The organism is Streptomyces sp. SX-6, assembly GCF_059089585.1.
In genome coordinates, this window is record NZ_JBTHHU010000012.1 from 158,151 (window position 1) to 173,775 (window position 15,625).

Below are 15,625 nucleotides of genomic sequence, written 5' to 3' on the forward strand. Positions count from 1 at the left end.
CTCCCTTGACCTATCCTCTCCGTCTACTCGGCGACAAGGTCGCGGTGCGCGAGTTCCGCGTCGACGACGCCGATGACATGCAGCGCGTATTCGGCGATGACCGTGTCACCAGGTGGCTGTCGTTCGACAGCCGTGACCTCGGCGAGACGCGGGTCAGGCTCGAGACTGTGGTCGAGCGAGCACAGCGCTCTCCGCGAACCGAGTTCTATCTGGCGGTGACACCGCTCGGCGAAGACCGAGCGATCGGCTTCGTCCGCCTGGTGCGCTCGGGCTCCCATGGCGAGGAGATCGGCTGCGCCATCGCCGCAGACGAATGGGGTCACGGCTACGGCACCGACGCCCACTGTGTGATCCTCGACTTCGCCTTCCAGGAGCTCCGGCTGGAGCGGGTCGGCGGATGGATACCTCTGGACAACATCGCAAGGATCAAGGACCTCGAAGAGCACGGAGCGCTGGGGAGGCTGGGGTTCGTCCCCGACGGTGTGAGGCACCGGCATGTGTTCATCAACGGAGCGTGGCGGGACTGCATGATGAACTCCGTGAGTGCGGAGGAGTGGAACCGCCGCCGGTCCGGGTGAGCGCTGTGGCGGCCGCTCGGACCGGCGGCAACAGCCCCCGCTATCGCGTCAGTTCCGCGTACAGGCGGTCGCAGGCCGCCGACTCGTCGGCGTAGCGGGCGATGACGCGGTCCTCGCCGCGCTCGGTCAGGCTGACGACCCACTTACCGCCGGCCTGCCGCAGCACGTAGTACTCCGAGGCGGGAAGGATCGGGGTGTGCACGCCGGGGATGCGGTAGTACGCGTCGGGCACACCGGCACGGGTGAGGGCGGTGCGGACGGTCGTACGGGTCAGCGTTGCGGGCCGGGCCACGTGCCGGGGGGTGTGTGCCCTGCGGTTGGACTTGACCTCCTCCAGGACATGGGCGTCCAGGAGTTTCTGGACCGGCTGGTCGAGCATGATCTGGACGCCGCCGCCGGGCTGTCCGAACCACGGGGCGATGGAGCCCTTCAGGCCGGTGAAGGACTGGTCCTGACGAAGGTGGTAGACGTGGTAGTTGCACGTCGCACCGTACGAGCCGTCCTCATTCCGGTACGTCTGGAGATTGGACGGCGGTATGGCCCGCTGCGCGTACAGCGCGGGCTTGGTTTTCGCGTCGGGCGAGACGAACGTGCCGCCGGGGAAGCCGAAGCGGTCCAGGTACACCTCGTGCTTCTTGTCGTACTTCACCGTGACGTGCGTCGGCTTCCCGGCGAAACCATGGTTGCCGGGGTAGTTCCAATCCCAGTTGTCCAATTTCCACTTGTCCAGGAACGCCTTGGCACTGGCCGCTCCGCCGAGCTTGTTGTACCCCTTGACGAGCGGGCCCACCGGAGCCTTGACCGGCAGGTCCCTCGGGCCCAGGGACCAGTCGCCGTGATCGGCCACCGAGCACTCCGGGGCCGCCTTCGGCGTGGCGGCATGCGCCGTGCCCACCAGGGTCATTCCTGCCAACAGCGCCGCACACGCGGCGCCGGATATGTAGATGCTGCCCTTCACTCCGGCCTCCGATGACGCACTCGGGCCCACGGGCCGCGGGCCTACCACGAGTTCGCAACAGCAACGGAACTTAGCAGCGAGGTGGTGTGTGTCGAGCGTGGGAAATACGCCAACGAAGTCAGGGATTCCGCAGGCCACTTGACCGGATGCCCACGCGTGTCGAGCGTCCACGGCACCTGTGACCGCGAAGGCCCGCGTGGGCAGAGCCAATTCACGTCGGCCGAATCACCCTTCTACCCGGGGTACGCGGACTGTTGCACCGTGCAGGCGCATCCCTACAGTTCCGCCCATCAACCCCCGGACAAAGGGCCTGCCATGGATCAAACGATCACGCGCGTCGCCATTTACCCGCCGATCGGCTTCGCCCGCGTCGGCAACAGCACCGCCCAGAACGACTACTTCATCGGACCCGAGTCGCCGGACCAGGGGCCCTTACCGGCCGGGTCGTACAAGGACGCACAAGGGGCGATCAGGCGGCAGGCCGCCCGCTTCCGGCTGTACGGCTACAACGCCGCCGGTCACGTGGTCCGCGAGATTCTGGCCTCGGACGCGAACACCACGATCGTATGGAGTGCGCACCTCGCCAACCAGAAAGCGGCCTGGTACAACTTCAACCTCGCCCTCGACATCCCCGACGCCCGGCGGCTGGACCCCAAGCTGCTCGGGCGGCGGAACGCGGATGTGGCGGACCGCGCGTCCCTGGTCAACGACCCGGGCGTACGGAGCATCAGCGGCGTCAAGGATGCCAAGCCGGTGGCCTTCGACACCGGGCAGATCAAGAAGCAGAAGGTCTACCTCGGCGAGTTGCGCACCGACGACAGCGGGCGGCTGCTCGTCCTCGGCGGACGCGGGAACTCGGGATCGTTCACCGAGCCGGTGACGCCGCTCGTCACCTTCGGCAACAACGACGGCTGGTACGACGACACGTCGGACGGTCCGGTCACCGCCCAAGTCACCATCGACAAGGTGACGTTCATGGCCGACCCGGCCTGGGTCGTGGTCGCTCCGCCGGACTACGCGCCCGGCGTCAAGACCATCCGTACCCTCTACGACCTGCTCTACGACGTCTTCGTCTCGGACGGCCGGCTGGAGCCGCCGCAGACGGTGACGTACCCCGATGACATCGAGCCCATCCTGAGCCACTTCTGCGATCTCCAGTGGGTCAACAACGGTTTCGCCGCCCAATTCGGCTGGGGCGGGCCGAACTACTTCATGGACGAGAAGGTGAAGGCACGGCTCAGTGATCCGGGCGACGCCAACCGCGAGTTCCGCCGCCAGGTGTTCATCGCCATGCGGGACTACGGGCGCGACGGCGCGTCCCCGTCGCCCTGGCCGTGGGTCTACGGCGACGGGATGGCCATCCCCGCCGAATCGGAGCTGCAGAACCTGGTGTTGACACCGACGCAGGTATGGGTGCTCCAGCAGTGGGTGGACGGGTCGTTCCAGCTGAAGAGCCGGCGCGAGCCGCACCCCAAGATCGTCGATGCGCCGCTCGACGAGCAGCCGGAGCTGCTGACCCGGGCCGCCCTGGACGGCGCGCTGGCCGACGCCTTCCACCCGGGGTGCGAGGTCACCTGGCCCGTCCGCCACGCCACCATGTACGCCGCACCCTTCCGGATCCGTCACCGGACGCCCCCGGAGCCGGACTACGGGCCTCTGCTCCTCCCCGACGAGGCCCTGGCCGTCAACGGGCCGTTGTATGCCCAGGTGCCGGGCGGCCTCACCCGGTGGATGGCGATCCCCTGGCAGTCCGACACCGCGAGCTGCCGGTCGGGGTACGAGTCCACCAAGGGGCTCGGGCCGCGGTACAGCCCGTACCTGCCCACGTTCTGGCCCGCGCGGGTGCCCAACCAGGTGCTGACGGAAGATGACTTCGCCATCGTCAACGACAAGACCAAGCCCGACCGCGAGGGCGCGTTCGCACGGCGCGCGGTGTGGATCCGCGGGCTGAAGGGCGACTACGCGGCCCAGATCAACCAGATGGTCACCGACTGGTACAAGCTCGGGATCGTCGAGGAACGCGACTACACGGGCGGGGACGGCAAGTTCCCCGACAAGATCCACGTGGAGTCCAAGCCCGAGGCCCCGCTCGACAAGGCGCCGCTCCACCGCAACCTGGTCAACCTCCTGGTACCCGAGGCGCGGCTCCCCCAGGGCGGGGCGAACGCGGTCAACCGCGCGGTCGAGACGGCCCGGAAGCTCGGCTTCCACAGGGAGGACATCACGGCCGGATACCTCGAGAAGTTCGACCCGTTCCGCCAGGCCCCGTGACCGACGACCGCTACGACGTCGTGGTCGCGGGCGGCGGTCCCGCCGGCGCGGCCGCGGCGCTCGTGCTGGCCCGGGCGGGCCGGTCCGTGCTGCTGGCGGACGCCGGTACGGGGCCCCCGAAGATCGGAGAGGCGCTCGTACCGGCGGCCCGGGTCATCCTGGGCGACCTGGGGGTGGGCGACCGGGTGCCGGGGCCGGGGCATCTGGCCTGCCACGGCAATGTGTCCGCGTGGGGCTCGAGTGCGTTGCACACCGTGGACTTCATCCGCGACCCGTACGGGCTCGGCTGGCACCTCGACCGGGAAGTGTTCGACCGGCGGCTCCGGGACGGTGCCCGGGGCGCCGGAGCCGAGGTCGCCGAACGTACGGCCGTACGACGCCCGTTGAGGCACGGCGACGGCTGGCGGCTGGCTCTCGGGGCGCGCACCGTGCACTGCGCCTGGCTGATCGACGCGACCGGGCGCGGCAGCGCCCTCGCCGTGCGCTGCGGTGCCCGGCGGCACCGGCGCGACCGGCTGATCGCCACCCATCTCACCCTCGGCCCGGACGACGACGCGGCGGACAGCCGCTCGCTGGTCGAGTCGGAACCGGACGGGTGGTGGTACACCGCGCTCCTGCCGTCCCGCCGACGGCTGGTCGCGTACTTCACGGACGCCGACCTGCCGGCGGCGGCGACCCTGCACTCCCAACAGGAGTTCGTCGAGCGGCTGTTGGGCACCCGGCACGTCGCGCACCGTACGCAGGGGCATGAGCCGGGCGCGGCACCGCGCAGGGCCGCCGCGCACAGTGCCCGGCTGGATCCCGTGTACGGGGAGGGCTGGGTCGCCGCCGGGGACGCCGCTGCCGCGTTCGATCCGCTGTCGTCGCAGGGCATCCTCACCGCGCTCTACACCGGGATGAGCGCGGGCGAGGCCGTCGACGGGCGGTTGAGCGGACGGGGGGCGGGGGTGCTGGAGGAGTACGCGGCCAGGGTGCGGCAGGTGCTGGACGCGTACGTCAGTGATCACCGCACCGTGCATGCCGCGGAACGCCGTTGGCCCCGGCACGCCTTCTGGGCCCGGCGGCATGCCGCGTGACCGACCACACGCGAGAGCGGCCCATCGCCGGAAGGTGATGGGCCGCTCTCGTGAGAAACAGATCAGATCAGGCCGAGTCCGCGGACCGCGTCGCGCTCCTCCGCGAGCTCCTGCACCGAGGCGTCGATGCGGGCACGCGAGAAGTCGTTGATCTCCAGGCCCTGGACGATCTCGTACTTGCCGTCCTTGCAGGTGACCGGGAAGGAGGAGATGAGGCCCTCGGGGACGCCGTAGGAACCGTCCGAGGGAATGCCCATGGAGGTCCAGTCGCCCGCGGCCGTGCCGTTGACCCAGGTGTGGACGTGGTCGATGGCGGCGTTGGCGGCGGAGGCGGCCGAGGAGGCGCCACGGGCCTCGATGATCGCGGCACCGCGCTTGGCGACGGTGGGGATGAAGGTGTCGGCCAGCCACTGCTCGTCGTTGACGACCTCGGCGGCGTTCTTGCCCGCGACCTCGGCGTGGAAGATGTCCGGGTACTGGGTGGCGGAGTGGTTGCCCCAGATCGTCAGCTTCTTGACGTCGGCGACGGAGACGCCGGTCTTCTTCGCCAGCTGGGTGACCGCGCGGTTGTGGTCGAGGCGGGTCATCGCGGTGAAGCGCTCGGCCGGGACGTCCGGCGCGGCGGCCTGGGCGATGAGGGCGTTGGTGTTGGCCGGGTTGCCGACGACCAGGACCTTGATGTCGTCCGCGGCGTGGTCGTTGATGGCCTTGCCCTGCGGCTTGAAGATGCCGCCGTTGGCCTCGAGGAGGTCACCGCGCTCCATGCCCTTGGTGCGGGGGCGGGCGCCGACGAGCAGCGCGACGTTGGCGCCGGCGAAGGCGACGTTCGGGTCGTCGGTGATCTCGATGCCGCGCAGCAGCGGGAAGGCGCAGTCGTCGAGCTCCATCGCGGTGCCCTCGGCGGCCTTCAGGCCCTGCGGGATCTCCAGCAGTCGCAGCTTGACCGGCACGTCCGCGCCGAGAAGGTGACCGGAGGCGATGCGGAAGAGCAGCGCGTAGCCGATCTGACCGGCCGCGCCGGTAACGGTGACATTGACGGGAGTGCGGGTCATGGCGATCTCCTGCTGCGAACTGGGGTGGGTGTCCCTGCCCATCTTGCGGATCCCCCGGTGTCAAGAGATCCGCCCGTCAGGCTATCCGACCCGGCCGGTCCCGTATCGCCGACCCGGTGTGGGACGCCTCTCACCCGCCGCCCGTCGCCGCCGCGGACGGCTCCGTGCAGCCCGTACGGCCGGACCTGAGCACCGCGCACGCCTTGGCGTCCGCCGGGGCCGAGACGGCGACCATCGTGGTGTGGCCGTCCGTGCCGCGCTGTATCCGGCCGTGGCCCGTGAGGTCCGCGGCGCTGACCCTGAGCGTGTCCCCAGGGGCGCCCTGGGTGATGCGCGCCCAGGCGGCACCGCAGGTGCGGCTGTAGCGGACCTCGAGGTAGGACGTGCCGACGGTCGCCGAGCCCGCGGTGGTCGCGTGCTGCCCGCCGCAGCCCATGGACTCGGGGTCCTTGCCGGTGCACGCGCCGCCGTTGCACTTGACCCCGGCGGGCAGGCCCAAGGCGCTGGTCGAGCCGCCGGGGGTGGGGGCGACCAGCTCGGTCTTCTTCGAGCCGTCCGGTCCGTCGCCGAGCAGCAGCACCCCCGCGACGGCGATCAGGCCCACGCCGACGGCGCCCATGGCGAACTGCACGGCCTTACGGCGGCGGTGGCGCTGCTCGTCGCGGTCGGGGGTGAGGGGGATGGCCTTGTCCCGTACGTCCACTCCGTCCGCTCCGTCCGCCTTCGGCGGCCGGGGCCGGGAGGGGGCGGACGTGCCCTCGCTGCGCAGGGCGGTGCCGACCGGGCCATCCGCGGAGCGCTCCTGCTTCGCCTCGGCCTCCGGCGCGGGGCCGTACTCGCCGAGCGCGGCGCGCGCCTCCGCGACCCGGACGGCCTCCATCGTCTCGTCGTGCCGCAGCTCCGCGCGGCTCCAGGCGCGCTCCGCCAGCTCCCACAGGGTGCCCACATGGGCGGCGTTGGTGCCCGTCACCTCGGCGAGCGCCTCCGCGGCGCCGCGCGGCGGCAGCAGCCGACCGCTCAGATAGCGCTCCCACGAGGTCTTGCTGTACCCGGTGCGGTCCGCGACGGCGCCGATGCTCAGCCCGCTGCGTTCGACGAGTCTGCGGAGCTGCTCGGTGAACTCGCGGATCTGCGGGTCGAGTTCCTCCGGTAGCGCCCTCCAACGTGGCATTGCCCTCCCCTTGTCCCCCGGTACCGCCGCTCCTCTGGCAGGAGATGCCCCGACTCAGCATGTCAGTTCCCAACAGGCCTGCGCACGGTGGTGTTTGGGATTGATCAGAGTTGCCTGGCGTACGCCCCTGCGGCGCCTGCGGGCGTCGTACCGAACCGGTGGCCGGTTCGGTACAGGGCGGAGACCTCGTACCGGAATCGTCACTTCCGCGCCACAGAGCCCGCTCGCGCCTTGTTCCGGAATTTCGCCTTCCTTAATGCTGATCTTGGAACGCGGCGGCCGGTCCTCCCACGGGGGTGGAGGGCCGGCCGCCGTCGTCATGCCCCGGGCCGGCCTGCACAGGTCGTCACGCCCCGGGCAGACCGGCACAGTCGGGGTCGCCCCCGCCGGCGGGCTTCAGGCAGACCCGCGCCTTGCGGGGCTCGCGGGTGGCCGTCATCGCGGTCGAGAGGTAGACCTCCGTGTCCCGCTCGCTCACGGCCCTGACCACCTTGGCGTCGGCGCCCGGCACGGACAACTCCACGCGATCGCCGAGCCGCAGCTTCACGGCCCGTACCCATACGGCCCCGCACACCTCGGCGTAGCGGATCTCCAGGCGGCGGCCGCCGACCGTACGGTGGGTGAGGAGGGTGGCCACCAGGCCCTGCACCCCGCACCCCATCTGCATGGGGTCCGCGCCGTCGCACTCGGCGCCTTTGCAGCCGGGTTCGAACGACTGCGAGTACGAAGCGGTGGCCGCGACCCTGCCGGGCCCGGAGTTCCCGGAGTTCCCGGAGCCCCCGGACGCCCGTCCGTCGGAGGACATGAGCAACAGCGGCACGGCGACGGCCGCGGCGACCACGGCCGCCCCGGACACGATGAACGTGCGCTTCACACGGCGGCCGAACTGCCGCCGGGCGGGCTCGACTTCTTCCGCCGGCTCCTCCTCGGGCGGCACACCGGCCCGTCCGCTCCATGCCTGTTCCGCCAGTTCCCACAGCGCCAGCAGCCGCCCGGCGGGCTCGTCCGCCAGGCCGCACAGTGCGTCGACCGCCTGCCTCGGCGGCAGCTTCTTGCCGTTGAGGTAGCGCTCCCAGGACGACTTGCTGTACGGGGTGCGCCCGGCGAGCGCGGCCAGGCTCAGGCCCGTACGGTCCTTCAACTCGCGCAATTCCGCGGCCAGTCGTCCGCATTCCGCGGGAACGGTACGTTCGCCGCTCACTTGCGCAGCTCCCCCCAGGTGTCCGGCCCCACGATGCCGTCGACGACCAGGCCCCGCTGCTTCTGGAAGCGCTTGGCCGCTTCCTTCGACCGTGCCCCGTAGGCACCGTCGGGGGCACCCGGGTCCTGGCCGTGGTGCTTCAACAAGCACTGGGCCTCTAGGACTTCCCAGCCCGTGCTGTTGAAATCCATCAGTGTGGTGCGGGTGTCGCTGTAGCCGGCGTGCAGCCCGTCGCTCTTGCGCTCCACCTTGCACGGGTGCGCGCGTCCCTGCACAAAGACGAACGCGGCCTGGGTGGCCGCGCTGCTCGTACTTTCTCCCTTTCCTTTGTCGTCGTCCTGCCATGGGCGGGCGATCAGCAGGCCCACGGCGATGGCGACCGCCAGTGCGACCGCCGCTGTGACGATCAGCCGGATCCGCGTCGGTATGCGTTCGGCCTGTTGCTCTTCCGGCTCTTCCTGCTCTTCCGGCTCCCCCTCCGGCACCATCTCGGACCATGCGTCCGCGGCGAGTTCGTGCAGCACCAGCAGCCGGGTGACGTCCCCGGAGCACACGCGTGCCATCTGCTCGACGGCGTCGCGCGGCGGCAACTGCTTGCCGTTGAGATAACGCTCCCAGGACGACCGGCTGTAGGACGTCTTGGACGCCAGCGAGGCGAGACTCAGCCCGCTGCGGTCCTTGAGTCTTCGGAGCTGGACCACGAGTTGACGTACCCGCTGGTCCAGCGAAGCGGGTAGTTCCTTCCAACGCGGCATGTTCCACCCCATACGCGTCACAGAGTCCCCCGAGGCGACGAGCCTCCTCTGCCGCACATCATGGCGAGGGTCAGCCACCGGTTCCACCTTCGTCCCACCACGACGTCGCCCCGTGTGACGTCTCCGCAGGTCAGGGCGTGGGACGTCCCGCGATGACCCAATTGCCGGTGATCACATGGCCGTTGGGGGCGCGGCACAGCAGAGTCGGTGCTGCGAACCGGACGGCGCGGTCCACCCCGCGCCGTCCCTCATCGAAGGGAATCACACGTGAACGTACGCAAGAGTCTCGCCGCCGCAGCAGCGACCCTCGCACTGGGAGCGGGCGTCGCGACCACGGCGCCGGCGCAGGCGGCGCAGCTGTCGGGCTGGGAGTCGCTGGGGAGCGCGACCCACCCGGCAGCCCGGCAGTGGTCGACCCGGGACTTCGTCCCCACAACGAACAACTTCGAGATCAACTTCGGCTGCTGGGGTCACGACGGCGCCAAGGTCAAGGCGGAGATCCGCAGCACCAAGACCCAGAAGACCGTGGGCTCGCACGGCGACACGGGCTACCAGTACTGCAACAACGGCCACCAGTACCGGCTCGACGCGAACCAGGCACGGGCGGGCGAGTCGTTCTATGTCCACCTGACGATATCGGGCAAGAAGCACGCCATGTACGTCAAGGCCTGGTCCTACAGGTACTAGGCCGGCCGGAACCCGGCGGTCCGCCCTCTTCGGGGGAGGAGGGCGGGCCGCCGCCCACGGGCCACCGCTCACACCGAGGCCAACTCCCGGCGCAGGTTGTCCTCGAGGGCGGCCAGGAACTGTTCCGTGGTCAGCCAGGGCTGGTCCTTGGAGATCAGCAGGGCCAGGTCCTTGGTCATCTGGCCGCTCTCGACCGTCTCGACGCACACCCGCTCCAGCGTCTCCGCGAAGCGGACCACCTCGGGCGTGCCGTCCAGCCGGCCGCGGTGGGCGAGGCCGCGGGTCCAGGCGAAGACCGAGGCGATCGGGTTGGTCGAGGTCGGCCTGCCCTGCTGGTGCTGCCGGTAGTGGCGGGTGACCGTGCCGTGCGCGGCCTCGGCCTCGACCGTACGGCCGTCCGGGGACATCAGGACGGACGTCATCAGCCCCAGCGAGCCGAAGCCCTGCGCCACGATGTCGGACTGGACGTCACCGTCGTAGTTCTTGCACGCCCACACATAGCCGCCCTCCCACTTGAGCGCCGCGGCGACCATGTCGTCGATCAGCCGGTGCTCGTAGGTCAGGCCCTTCGCCTCGAACTCGGCCCGGAACTCGGCGTCGAAGACCTCCTGGAAGAGCTCCTTGAACCGGCCGTCGTACTTCTTCAGGATCGTGTTCTTCGTGGACATGTAGACCGGGTAGTCACGGTCCAGGCCGTAACGGAACGACGCGCGCGCGAAGTCCCGGATCGAGTCGTCCAGGTTGTACATCGCCAGCGCGACGCCGGGGCCCGGGAACGTGTACACCTCGAACTCGGTGGGCTCGGAGCCGTCCTTCGGCGTGAAGGTCAGCGTGAGGGTGCCCTCGCCGGGGACCTTCAGGTCGGTCGCGCGGTACTGGTCGCCGAAGGCATGACGGCCGACGACGATCGGCTTGGTCCACCCCCTGACCAGGCGCGGCACATTCCGCATGATGATCGGCTCACGGAAGATCACCCCGCCGAGGATGTTGCGGATGGTGCCGTTGGGCGAGCGGTACATCGCCTTGAGGTTGAACTCCTCGACCCGCGCCTCGTCCGGGGTGATCGTGGCGCACTTGACGCCGACGCCGTACTCCTTGATGGCGTGGGCGGCGTCCACCGTGACCCGGTCGCCGGTGGCGTCCCGGTGCTCGATGCCCAGGTCGTAGTACTTCAGCTCCACATCGAGGTACGGCAGGATCAGCTTGTCCTTGATGAACTGCCACATGATGCGGGTCATTTCGTCGCCGTCGAGCTCGACGACGGGATGGGCAACCTTGATCTTGGCCATGGGCGGATCCTTCCCCGCCCCGGCCGCCCCGGCCCGTCCCGGAGGCTCCCCTACGCCGGACGGGCCGACTTTTCAGCCCGTCCGGCTGGCTGGCTCGCTCCAGGACCGTTACACCGTGAAGTGGAGGATGTCGTCGAGGAACGGGATCTTCAGCCAGGCGTGCGGCTGTGCCATCAGGGCCAGCAGCAGGATCGCGAGCCCCAGCCCGCCGTACGTGAACATGTCGGTGAACCGTGACCGCACGGCCAGCATGCCCACGGACGGCAGCATCCAGCGCAGCACCGCCCCGCCGATCAGCGCGATGCCGATCAGGAGCGTCCCGACCCGGAAGGCGTCCAGCGCGACGACCAGCAGACCCACACCCGTCAGCCCCAGCACCGCGAGCAGCGGCCATTGCCGCGCCGGTGCGGGCGCGTCCCCGGGCGCGGCCCGGCCGCCGCCCTCGGGCCGGGCGGTGTCCTGGGTGACCTGCGGGAAGCGGCGCGACTTACGGGGCTGGCGCGGCGGCCGGTGCGATGGCCGGTGCGGCGTGCCGGGCTCAGACGGCGTCACTGATGCCGGCCGCGCGCTCGGCGGCCTCCACGACGTTCACCAGCAGCAGGGCGCGCGTCATCGGGCCGACGCCGCCCGGGTTCGGGGAGAGCCAGCCGGCCACGTCGGCCACGCCCGGGTCCACGTCGCCCTGGATCTTGCCCTCGCCGTCCCGGCTGACGCCCACGTCCAGCACCGCCGCGCCCGGCTTGACGTCCTCCGGCTTGATCAGGTGCCCGACGCCCGCGGCTGCCACGATGATGTCCGCCTGGCGCAGCTGCGCCGACAGGTCGCGGGTGCCGGTGTGGCAGAGGGTGACCGTGGCGTTCTCGGACCGGCGGGTGAGCAGCAGGCCGATCGAGCGGCCGACGGTGATGCCGCGGCCGACGACCACCACGTGCGCGCCGTTGATCTCGACGTCATGACGGCGCAGCAGCTCGATGATGCCGTTCGGGGTGCAGGGCAGCGGGCCGGTCTCGTTCAGCACCAGGCGGCCGAGGCTCATCGGGTGCAGGCCGTCGGCGTCCTTGGCCGGGTCCATCAGCTCCAGCACCCGGTTGGTGTCGATGCCCTTGGGGAGCGGGAGTTGGACGATGTAGCCGGTGCACTCGGGGTTCTCGTTGAGCTCGCGGACGACCGCCTCGATCTCCTCCTGGGTGGCCGTCGCGGGCAGTTCGCGCTGGATGGAGGCGATGCCCACCTGCGCGCAGTCGCGGTGCTTTCCGGCCACGTACCACTTGCTGCCGGGGTCGTCGCCGACGAGGAGGGTGCCCAGGCCGGGCTGCACGCCCTTGCCCTTCAGCGCTTCCACGCGGACGGTGAGTTCGGACTTGATCGCGGCCGCGGTGGCCTTGCCATCGAGAATCTGGGCGGTCATGGACCCATCCTCCAGGATCGGGTAGTGGTCGTTCCAATCAGGGAGCCCGTCCGGCCCCTGCGTGTGGTAACAGCTGGACAAAAGTCAAGGGCCCTACCACGATGAATCCTCGTGCCACGGGCGGTATCGGGGGAGCGGGCCGCTCACGCTATTCACCTCCAGGACGTCCGTGTCCGTCCCCGCACGTCCAACGGAGGAAATTCGCGACCATGAGCTTCGGCGACCAGAACAACCCGTACGGGCAGCCCCAGCAGCCGCCCCAGGGCTACGCCTACCCGCAGCAGGCCCCGGCGGCCCCGTACCCGGGCTACCCGCAGCAGGCCGGCTACCCGCAGGCCGGTTACCCGGGCGGTCCGGGCTCGTACGTGCCCTCGGAGATGCCCGGCGCCACCAAGGCCGCACGCGTCATGATGTTCGTGATCGCCACGATCCATGTGATCCTGGCGGGCCTCTTCATCGCCCTTGTCGCCGTGCTCAACCACGCGAAGAAGAACGCCCACGGCGAGACCGTCACCACCAAGGACGGCAAGCAGGTGGACCTGGGCCAGGCCCTCGACGTCGGCAAGGGTGTCCTCGCCTTCCTGGTCGCCCTCGCCGCGGTCTTCGCGATCATCGGCTTCATCCTCGCCGCCCGCTACGGCAAGGGCGCCAACGGGGTCCGCGTCGGCTCGATCGTCTACGCGTCGTTCGCGATCATCAGCGGCTTCTTCACCCTCCCGGTCTACCTGCTCGGTCTGGTGACGCTGGTGCTGTCGATCCTCGTGATCGTCTTCTGCGCGAAGCGCGCCTCGGCGGAGTGGTTCCAGCGCCCGCGTTACTGAACCGGTCGCCGTGCAGGCCGCGCCCCCTCGTTCCCGGGGGGGCGCGGCCTTCGCGTTTCAGTTTCAGTGGAAGAAGTGGCGCGTACCCGTGAAGTACATCGTCACGCCCGCCGCCTTCGCGGCCTCCACCACCTGCTCGTCACGGACCGAACCACCGGGCTGGACCACGGCCTTGACGCCCGCGGCCGTCAGCACCTCGAGCCCGTCGGGGAACGGGAAGAAGGCGTCCGAGGCGGCGTACGCACCGCGCGCCCGCTCCTCCCCCGCACGCTGGACGGCCAGCTTCGCCGAGTCGACGCGGTTGACCTGGCCCATGCCGACGCCGACCGTTGCACCGTCCTTGGCCAGCAGGATCGCGTTGGACTTCACCGCGCGGCAGGCCTTCCACGCGAACGCCAGGTCCGCCAGCTCGTCCGCGGACAGCGCCTCGCCCGTGGCGAGCGTCCAGTTGGCCGGGTCGTCGCCCTCGGCCTGGAGGCGGTCGCGGTCCTGGAGGAGCAGGCCGCCCTCGACCGGGCGGGCCTCCTTGACCGCGCACGGGGCGTCGGGGCAGCGCAGCACGCGGATGTTCTTCTTGCGGGCGAGGATCTCGACCGCACCGTCCTCGTAGTCCGGCGCGACGATGACCTCGGTGAAGATCTCGGCGACCTGCTCGGCCATCGCCACCGACACCGGACGGTTGACGGCGATCACGCCGCCGAACGCCGACAGCGGGTCACAGGCGTGCGCCTTGCGGTGCGCCCCGGCGACATCCGAACCGACCGCGATGCCACAGGGGTTGGCGTGCTTGATGATCGCGACGCAGGGCTCGGCGTGGTCGTACGAGGCACGGCGGGCGGCCTCGGTGTCGACGTAGTTGTTGTACGACATCTCCTTGCCGTGCAGCTGCTCCGCATCGGCCAGGCCACCGCCGCCGCTGGTGTAGAGCGCGGCGGGCTGGTGCGGGTTCTCGCCGTAGCGCAGGACGTTCTTGCGCTGGAAGGCCGCGCCCACGAAGGCCGGGAAGCCCTCCTCGTCGGGCACGTAGTCCCCGGCGAACCAGGACGCGACGGCCACGTCGTACGCGGCCGTGTGCTGAAACGCTTCGGCGGCCAGCCGCTTGCGCGCGTCCAGGTCGAAGCCGCCCTCGGCGACCGCCTTCAGCACCGCGTCGTAGCGGCCCGGGTTGACGACCACCGCGACCGACGGGTGGTTCTTGGCGGCGGCGCGGACCATGGACGGACCGCCGATGTCGATCTGCTCTACGCACTCGTCGGGCGAGGCGCCCGAGGCGACGGTCTCGCGGAAGGGATAGAGGTTGACGACCACGAGCTCGAAGGGCCGTACGCCCAGCTCGTCGAGCTGAGCGCGGTGCGACTCGAGGCGCTGGTCGGCGAGGATGCCCGCGTGGACGCGCGGGTGCAGTGTCTTGACCCGGCCGTCCAGGCACTCGGGGAAGCCCGTCAGCTCCTCGACCCGGGTGACCGGGACGCCCGCGCCCGCGATCCTGGCCGCCGTCGAGCCGGTCGAGACGAGCTCGACGCCCGCCTCGTGGAGCCCGCGGGCCAGTTCCTCGAGTCCCGTCTTGTCGTAGACGCTGATGAGCGCCCGGCGGATGGGCCGCTTCGTACCTTCGGCGGTCACGAGATCCGTACCTTTCGTCCCTCGATGCGGTAGCCGTGCCGGGCCAGACGCCCCACGACCTCGACGAGCAGCTGTCGCTCGACTTCCTTGATCCGCTCATGCAGAGCGGCTTCGTCGTCCTCGTCCCGGACCTCGACCACGCCCTGGGCGATGATCGGGCCGGTGTCGACGCCGTCGTCGACGAAGTGGACGGTGCACCCGGTGGCCTTCACGCCGTACGCGAGCGCGTCGCGCACGCCGTGGGCACCGGGAAAGCTGGGCAGCAGGGCCGGGTGCGTATTGATCACGCGCCCGCCGAACCGGCGGAGGAACTCCGGCCCCACGATCTTCATGAAGCCCGCCGAGATCACCAGGTCCGGCTCGTACGCCGCCGTGGCCTCGGCCAGCGCCTCGTCCCACGCGGCACGGGTGGGGTGATCCTGCACGCGGCGGACGAACGTCGGCACGCCCGCGCGCTCGGCACGCTCCAGCCCGGCGATGCCGTCGCGGTCGGCGCCCACGGCCACGACCTCGGCACCGAAGCCGGGGTCCGCGGCGATCGCGTCCAGCAGGGCCTGCAGGTTCGTCCCCGAACCGGAGACGAGCACGACGAGTCGGGTGGGTGCGGGAGGCGGCGAGGCCACGGCAGGGCCCTTTCTGCGGGCGGTGCGGTTTGTATGGTCGTACGAGACAGGAGGGTGCCCGGATACGGGGGACCCTACGAAGCCGCCGACCGGCAGCAACGATACCGGCACA

Annotated in this window: 15 protein-coding genes; 5 read left to right on the plus strand and 10 right to left on the minus strand. The window is 70.5% G+C overall.

Annotated features, from left to right (window positions below):
• Nucleotides 1-5: 5 nt before the first annotated feature.
• A complete protein-coding gene (locus ACV530_RS17530; RefSeq protein ID WP_494333428.1) occupies nucleotides 6-578 on the plus strand; it encodes a GNAT family N-acetyltransferase in 573 nt (190 codons plus the stop codon).
• A 40-nt stretch (nucleotides 579-618) separates the two neighbouring features.
• Here the strand turns inward: ACV530_RS17530 and ACV530_RS17535 are convergent, their stop codons facing one another.
• Nucleotides 619-1,536 (minus strand): TNT domain-containing protein, encoded by a 918-nt coding sequence (locus ACV530_RS17535; protein WP_494333429.1) that lies wholly within the window; start codon nucleotides 1,534-1,536, stop codon nucleotides 619-621.
• A 315-nt stretch (nucleotides 1,537-1,851) separates the two neighbouring features.
• On the opposite strand from ACV530_RS17535, the gene ACV530_RS17540 reads away from it, so the two are divergent.
• Together ACV530_RS17540 and ACV530_RS17545 are read left to right on the plus strand one after the other, a co-directional pair.
• Entirely contained in the window at nucleotides 1,852-3,807 is a 1,956-nt protein-coding gene (locus ACV530_RS17540; RefSeq protein WP_494333430.1) for a LodA/GoxA family CTQ-dependent oxidase, read from the plus strand.
• Nucleotides 3,804-4,883 (plus strand): FAD-dependent monooxygenase, encoded by a 1,080-nt coding sequence (locus ACV530_RS17545; RefSeq protein ID WP_494333431.1) that lies wholly within the window; start codon nucleotides 3,804-3,806, stop codon nucleotides 4,881-4,883. The genes ACV530_RS17540 and ACV530_RS17545 overlap by 4 nt, the downstream gene beginning before the upstream one ends.
• 62 nt (nucleotides 4,884-4,945) lie before the next feature.
• Here ACV530_RS17545 and ACV530_RS17550 read toward each other — a convergent pair whose 3' ends face one another.
• The 4 genes from ACV530_RS17550 to ACV530_RS17565 form a co-directional block, all read right to left on the minus strand.
• The gene (locus ACV530_RS17550; protein WP_494333432.1) at nucleotides 4,946-5,935 is read right to left on the minus strand and encodes a malate dehydrogenase; all 990 of its coding nucleotides are present in this window, start codon (nucleotides 5,933-5,935) and stop codon (nucleotides 4,946-4,948) included.
• A gap of 130 nt (nucleotides 5,936-6,065) precedes the next feature.
• The gene (locus ACV530_RS17555) at nucleotides 6,066-7,106 is read right to left on the minus strand and encodes a helix-turn-helix domain-containing protein (protein WP_494333433.1); all 1,041 of its coding nucleotides are present in this window, start codon (nucleotides 7,104-7,106) and stop codon (nucleotides 6,066-6,068) included.
• A 346-nt stretch (nucleotides 7,107-7,452) separates the two neighbouring features.
• The gene (locus ACV530_RS17560; RefSeq protein ID WP_494333434.1) at nucleotides 7,453-8,307 is read right to left on the minus strand and encodes a helix-turn-helix domain-containing protein; all 855 of its coding nucleotides are present in this window, start codon (nucleotides 8,305-8,307) and stop codon (nucleotides 7,453-7,455) included.
• Nucleotides 8,304-9,062 carry a helix-turn-helix domain-containing protein gene (locus ACV530_RS17565; RefSeq protein WP_494333435.1) on the minus strand — a complete coding sequence of 253 codons (759 nt, stop codon included), beginning with the start codon at nucleotides 9,060-9,062 and terminating at the stop codon, nucleotides 8,304-8,306. The genes ACV530_RS17560 and ACV530_RS17565 overlap by 4 nt, the downstream gene beginning before the upstream one ends.
• 267 nt (nucleotides 9,063-9,329) lie before the next feature.
• Here ACV530_RS17565 and ACV530_RS17570 point away from each other — a divergent pair, with 267 nt between their 5' ends.
• Entirely contained in the window at nucleotides 9,330-9,749 is a 420-nt protein-coding gene (locus tag ACV530_RS17570; RefSeq protein WP_494333436.1) for a hypothetical protein, read from the plus strand.
• 68 nt (nucleotides 9,750-9,817) lie between these two features.
• Here the strand turns inward: ACV530_RS17570 and ACV530_RS17575 are convergent, their stop codons facing one another.
• From ACV530_RS17575 to ACV530_RS17585, 3 genes are all read right to left on the minus strand, one after another.
• Nucleotides 9,818-11,038 carry an NADP-dependent isocitrate dehydrogenase gene (locus ACV530_RS17575; RefSeq protein WP_494333437.1) on the minus strand — a complete coding sequence of 407 codons (1,221 nt, stop codon included), beginning with the start codon at nucleotides 11,036-11,038 and terminating at the stop codon, nucleotides 9,818-9,820.
• A 108-nt stretch (nucleotides 11,039-11,146) separates the two neighbouring features.
• The gene (locus tag ACV530_RS17580) at nucleotides 11,147-11,590 is read right to left on the minus strand and encodes a DUF3017 domain-containing protein (RefSeq protein ID WP_494333438.1); all 444 of its coding nucleotides are present in this window, start codon (nucleotides 11,588-11,590) and stop codon (nucleotides 11,147-11,149) included.
• On the minus strand, nucleotides 11,577-12,446 hold the full coding sequence (locus ACV530_RS17585) for a bifunctional methylenetetrahydrofolate dehydrogenase/methenyltetrahydrofolate cyclohydrolase (RefSeq protein WP_494333439.1): 870 nt from the start codon (nucleotides 12,444-12,446) through the stop codon (nucleotides 11,577-11,579). Before ACV530_RS17585 ends, ACV530_RS17580 begins: the two co-directional genes overlap by 14 nt.
• A gap of 209 nt (nucleotides 12,447-12,655) precedes the next feature.
• Here ACV530_RS17585 and ACV530_RS17590 point away from each other — a divergent pair, with 209 nt between their 5' ends.
• Nucleotides 12,656-13,267: a hypothetical protein gene (locus ACV530_RS17590; protein WP_494333440.1), complete on the plus strand. Its 612-nt coding sequence runs from the start codon at nucleotides 12,656-12,658 to the stop codon at nucleotides 13,265-13,267.
• A 63-nt stretch (nucleotides 13,268-13,330) separates the two neighbouring features.
• On the opposite strand, the gene purH is transcribed toward ACV530_RS17590, so the two are convergent.
• Nucleotides 13,331-14,890, minus strand: a complete 1,560-nt coding sequence (purH, locus tag ACV530_RS17595) for a bifunctional phosphoribosylaminoimidazolecarboxamide formyltransferase/IMP cyclohydrolase (RefSeq protein WP_494333441.1) — start codon at nucleotides 14,888-14,890, stop codon at nucleotides 13,331-13,333.
• A complete protein-coding gene (purN, locus tag ACV530_RS17600) occupies nucleotides 14,887-15,513 on the minus strand; it encodes a phosphoribosylglycinamide formyltransferase (protein WP_494333442.1) in 627 nt (208 codons plus the stop codon). The genes purH and purN overlap by 4 nt, the downstream gene beginning before the upstream one ends.
• Nucleotides 15,514-15,625: the final 112 nt, after the last annotated feature.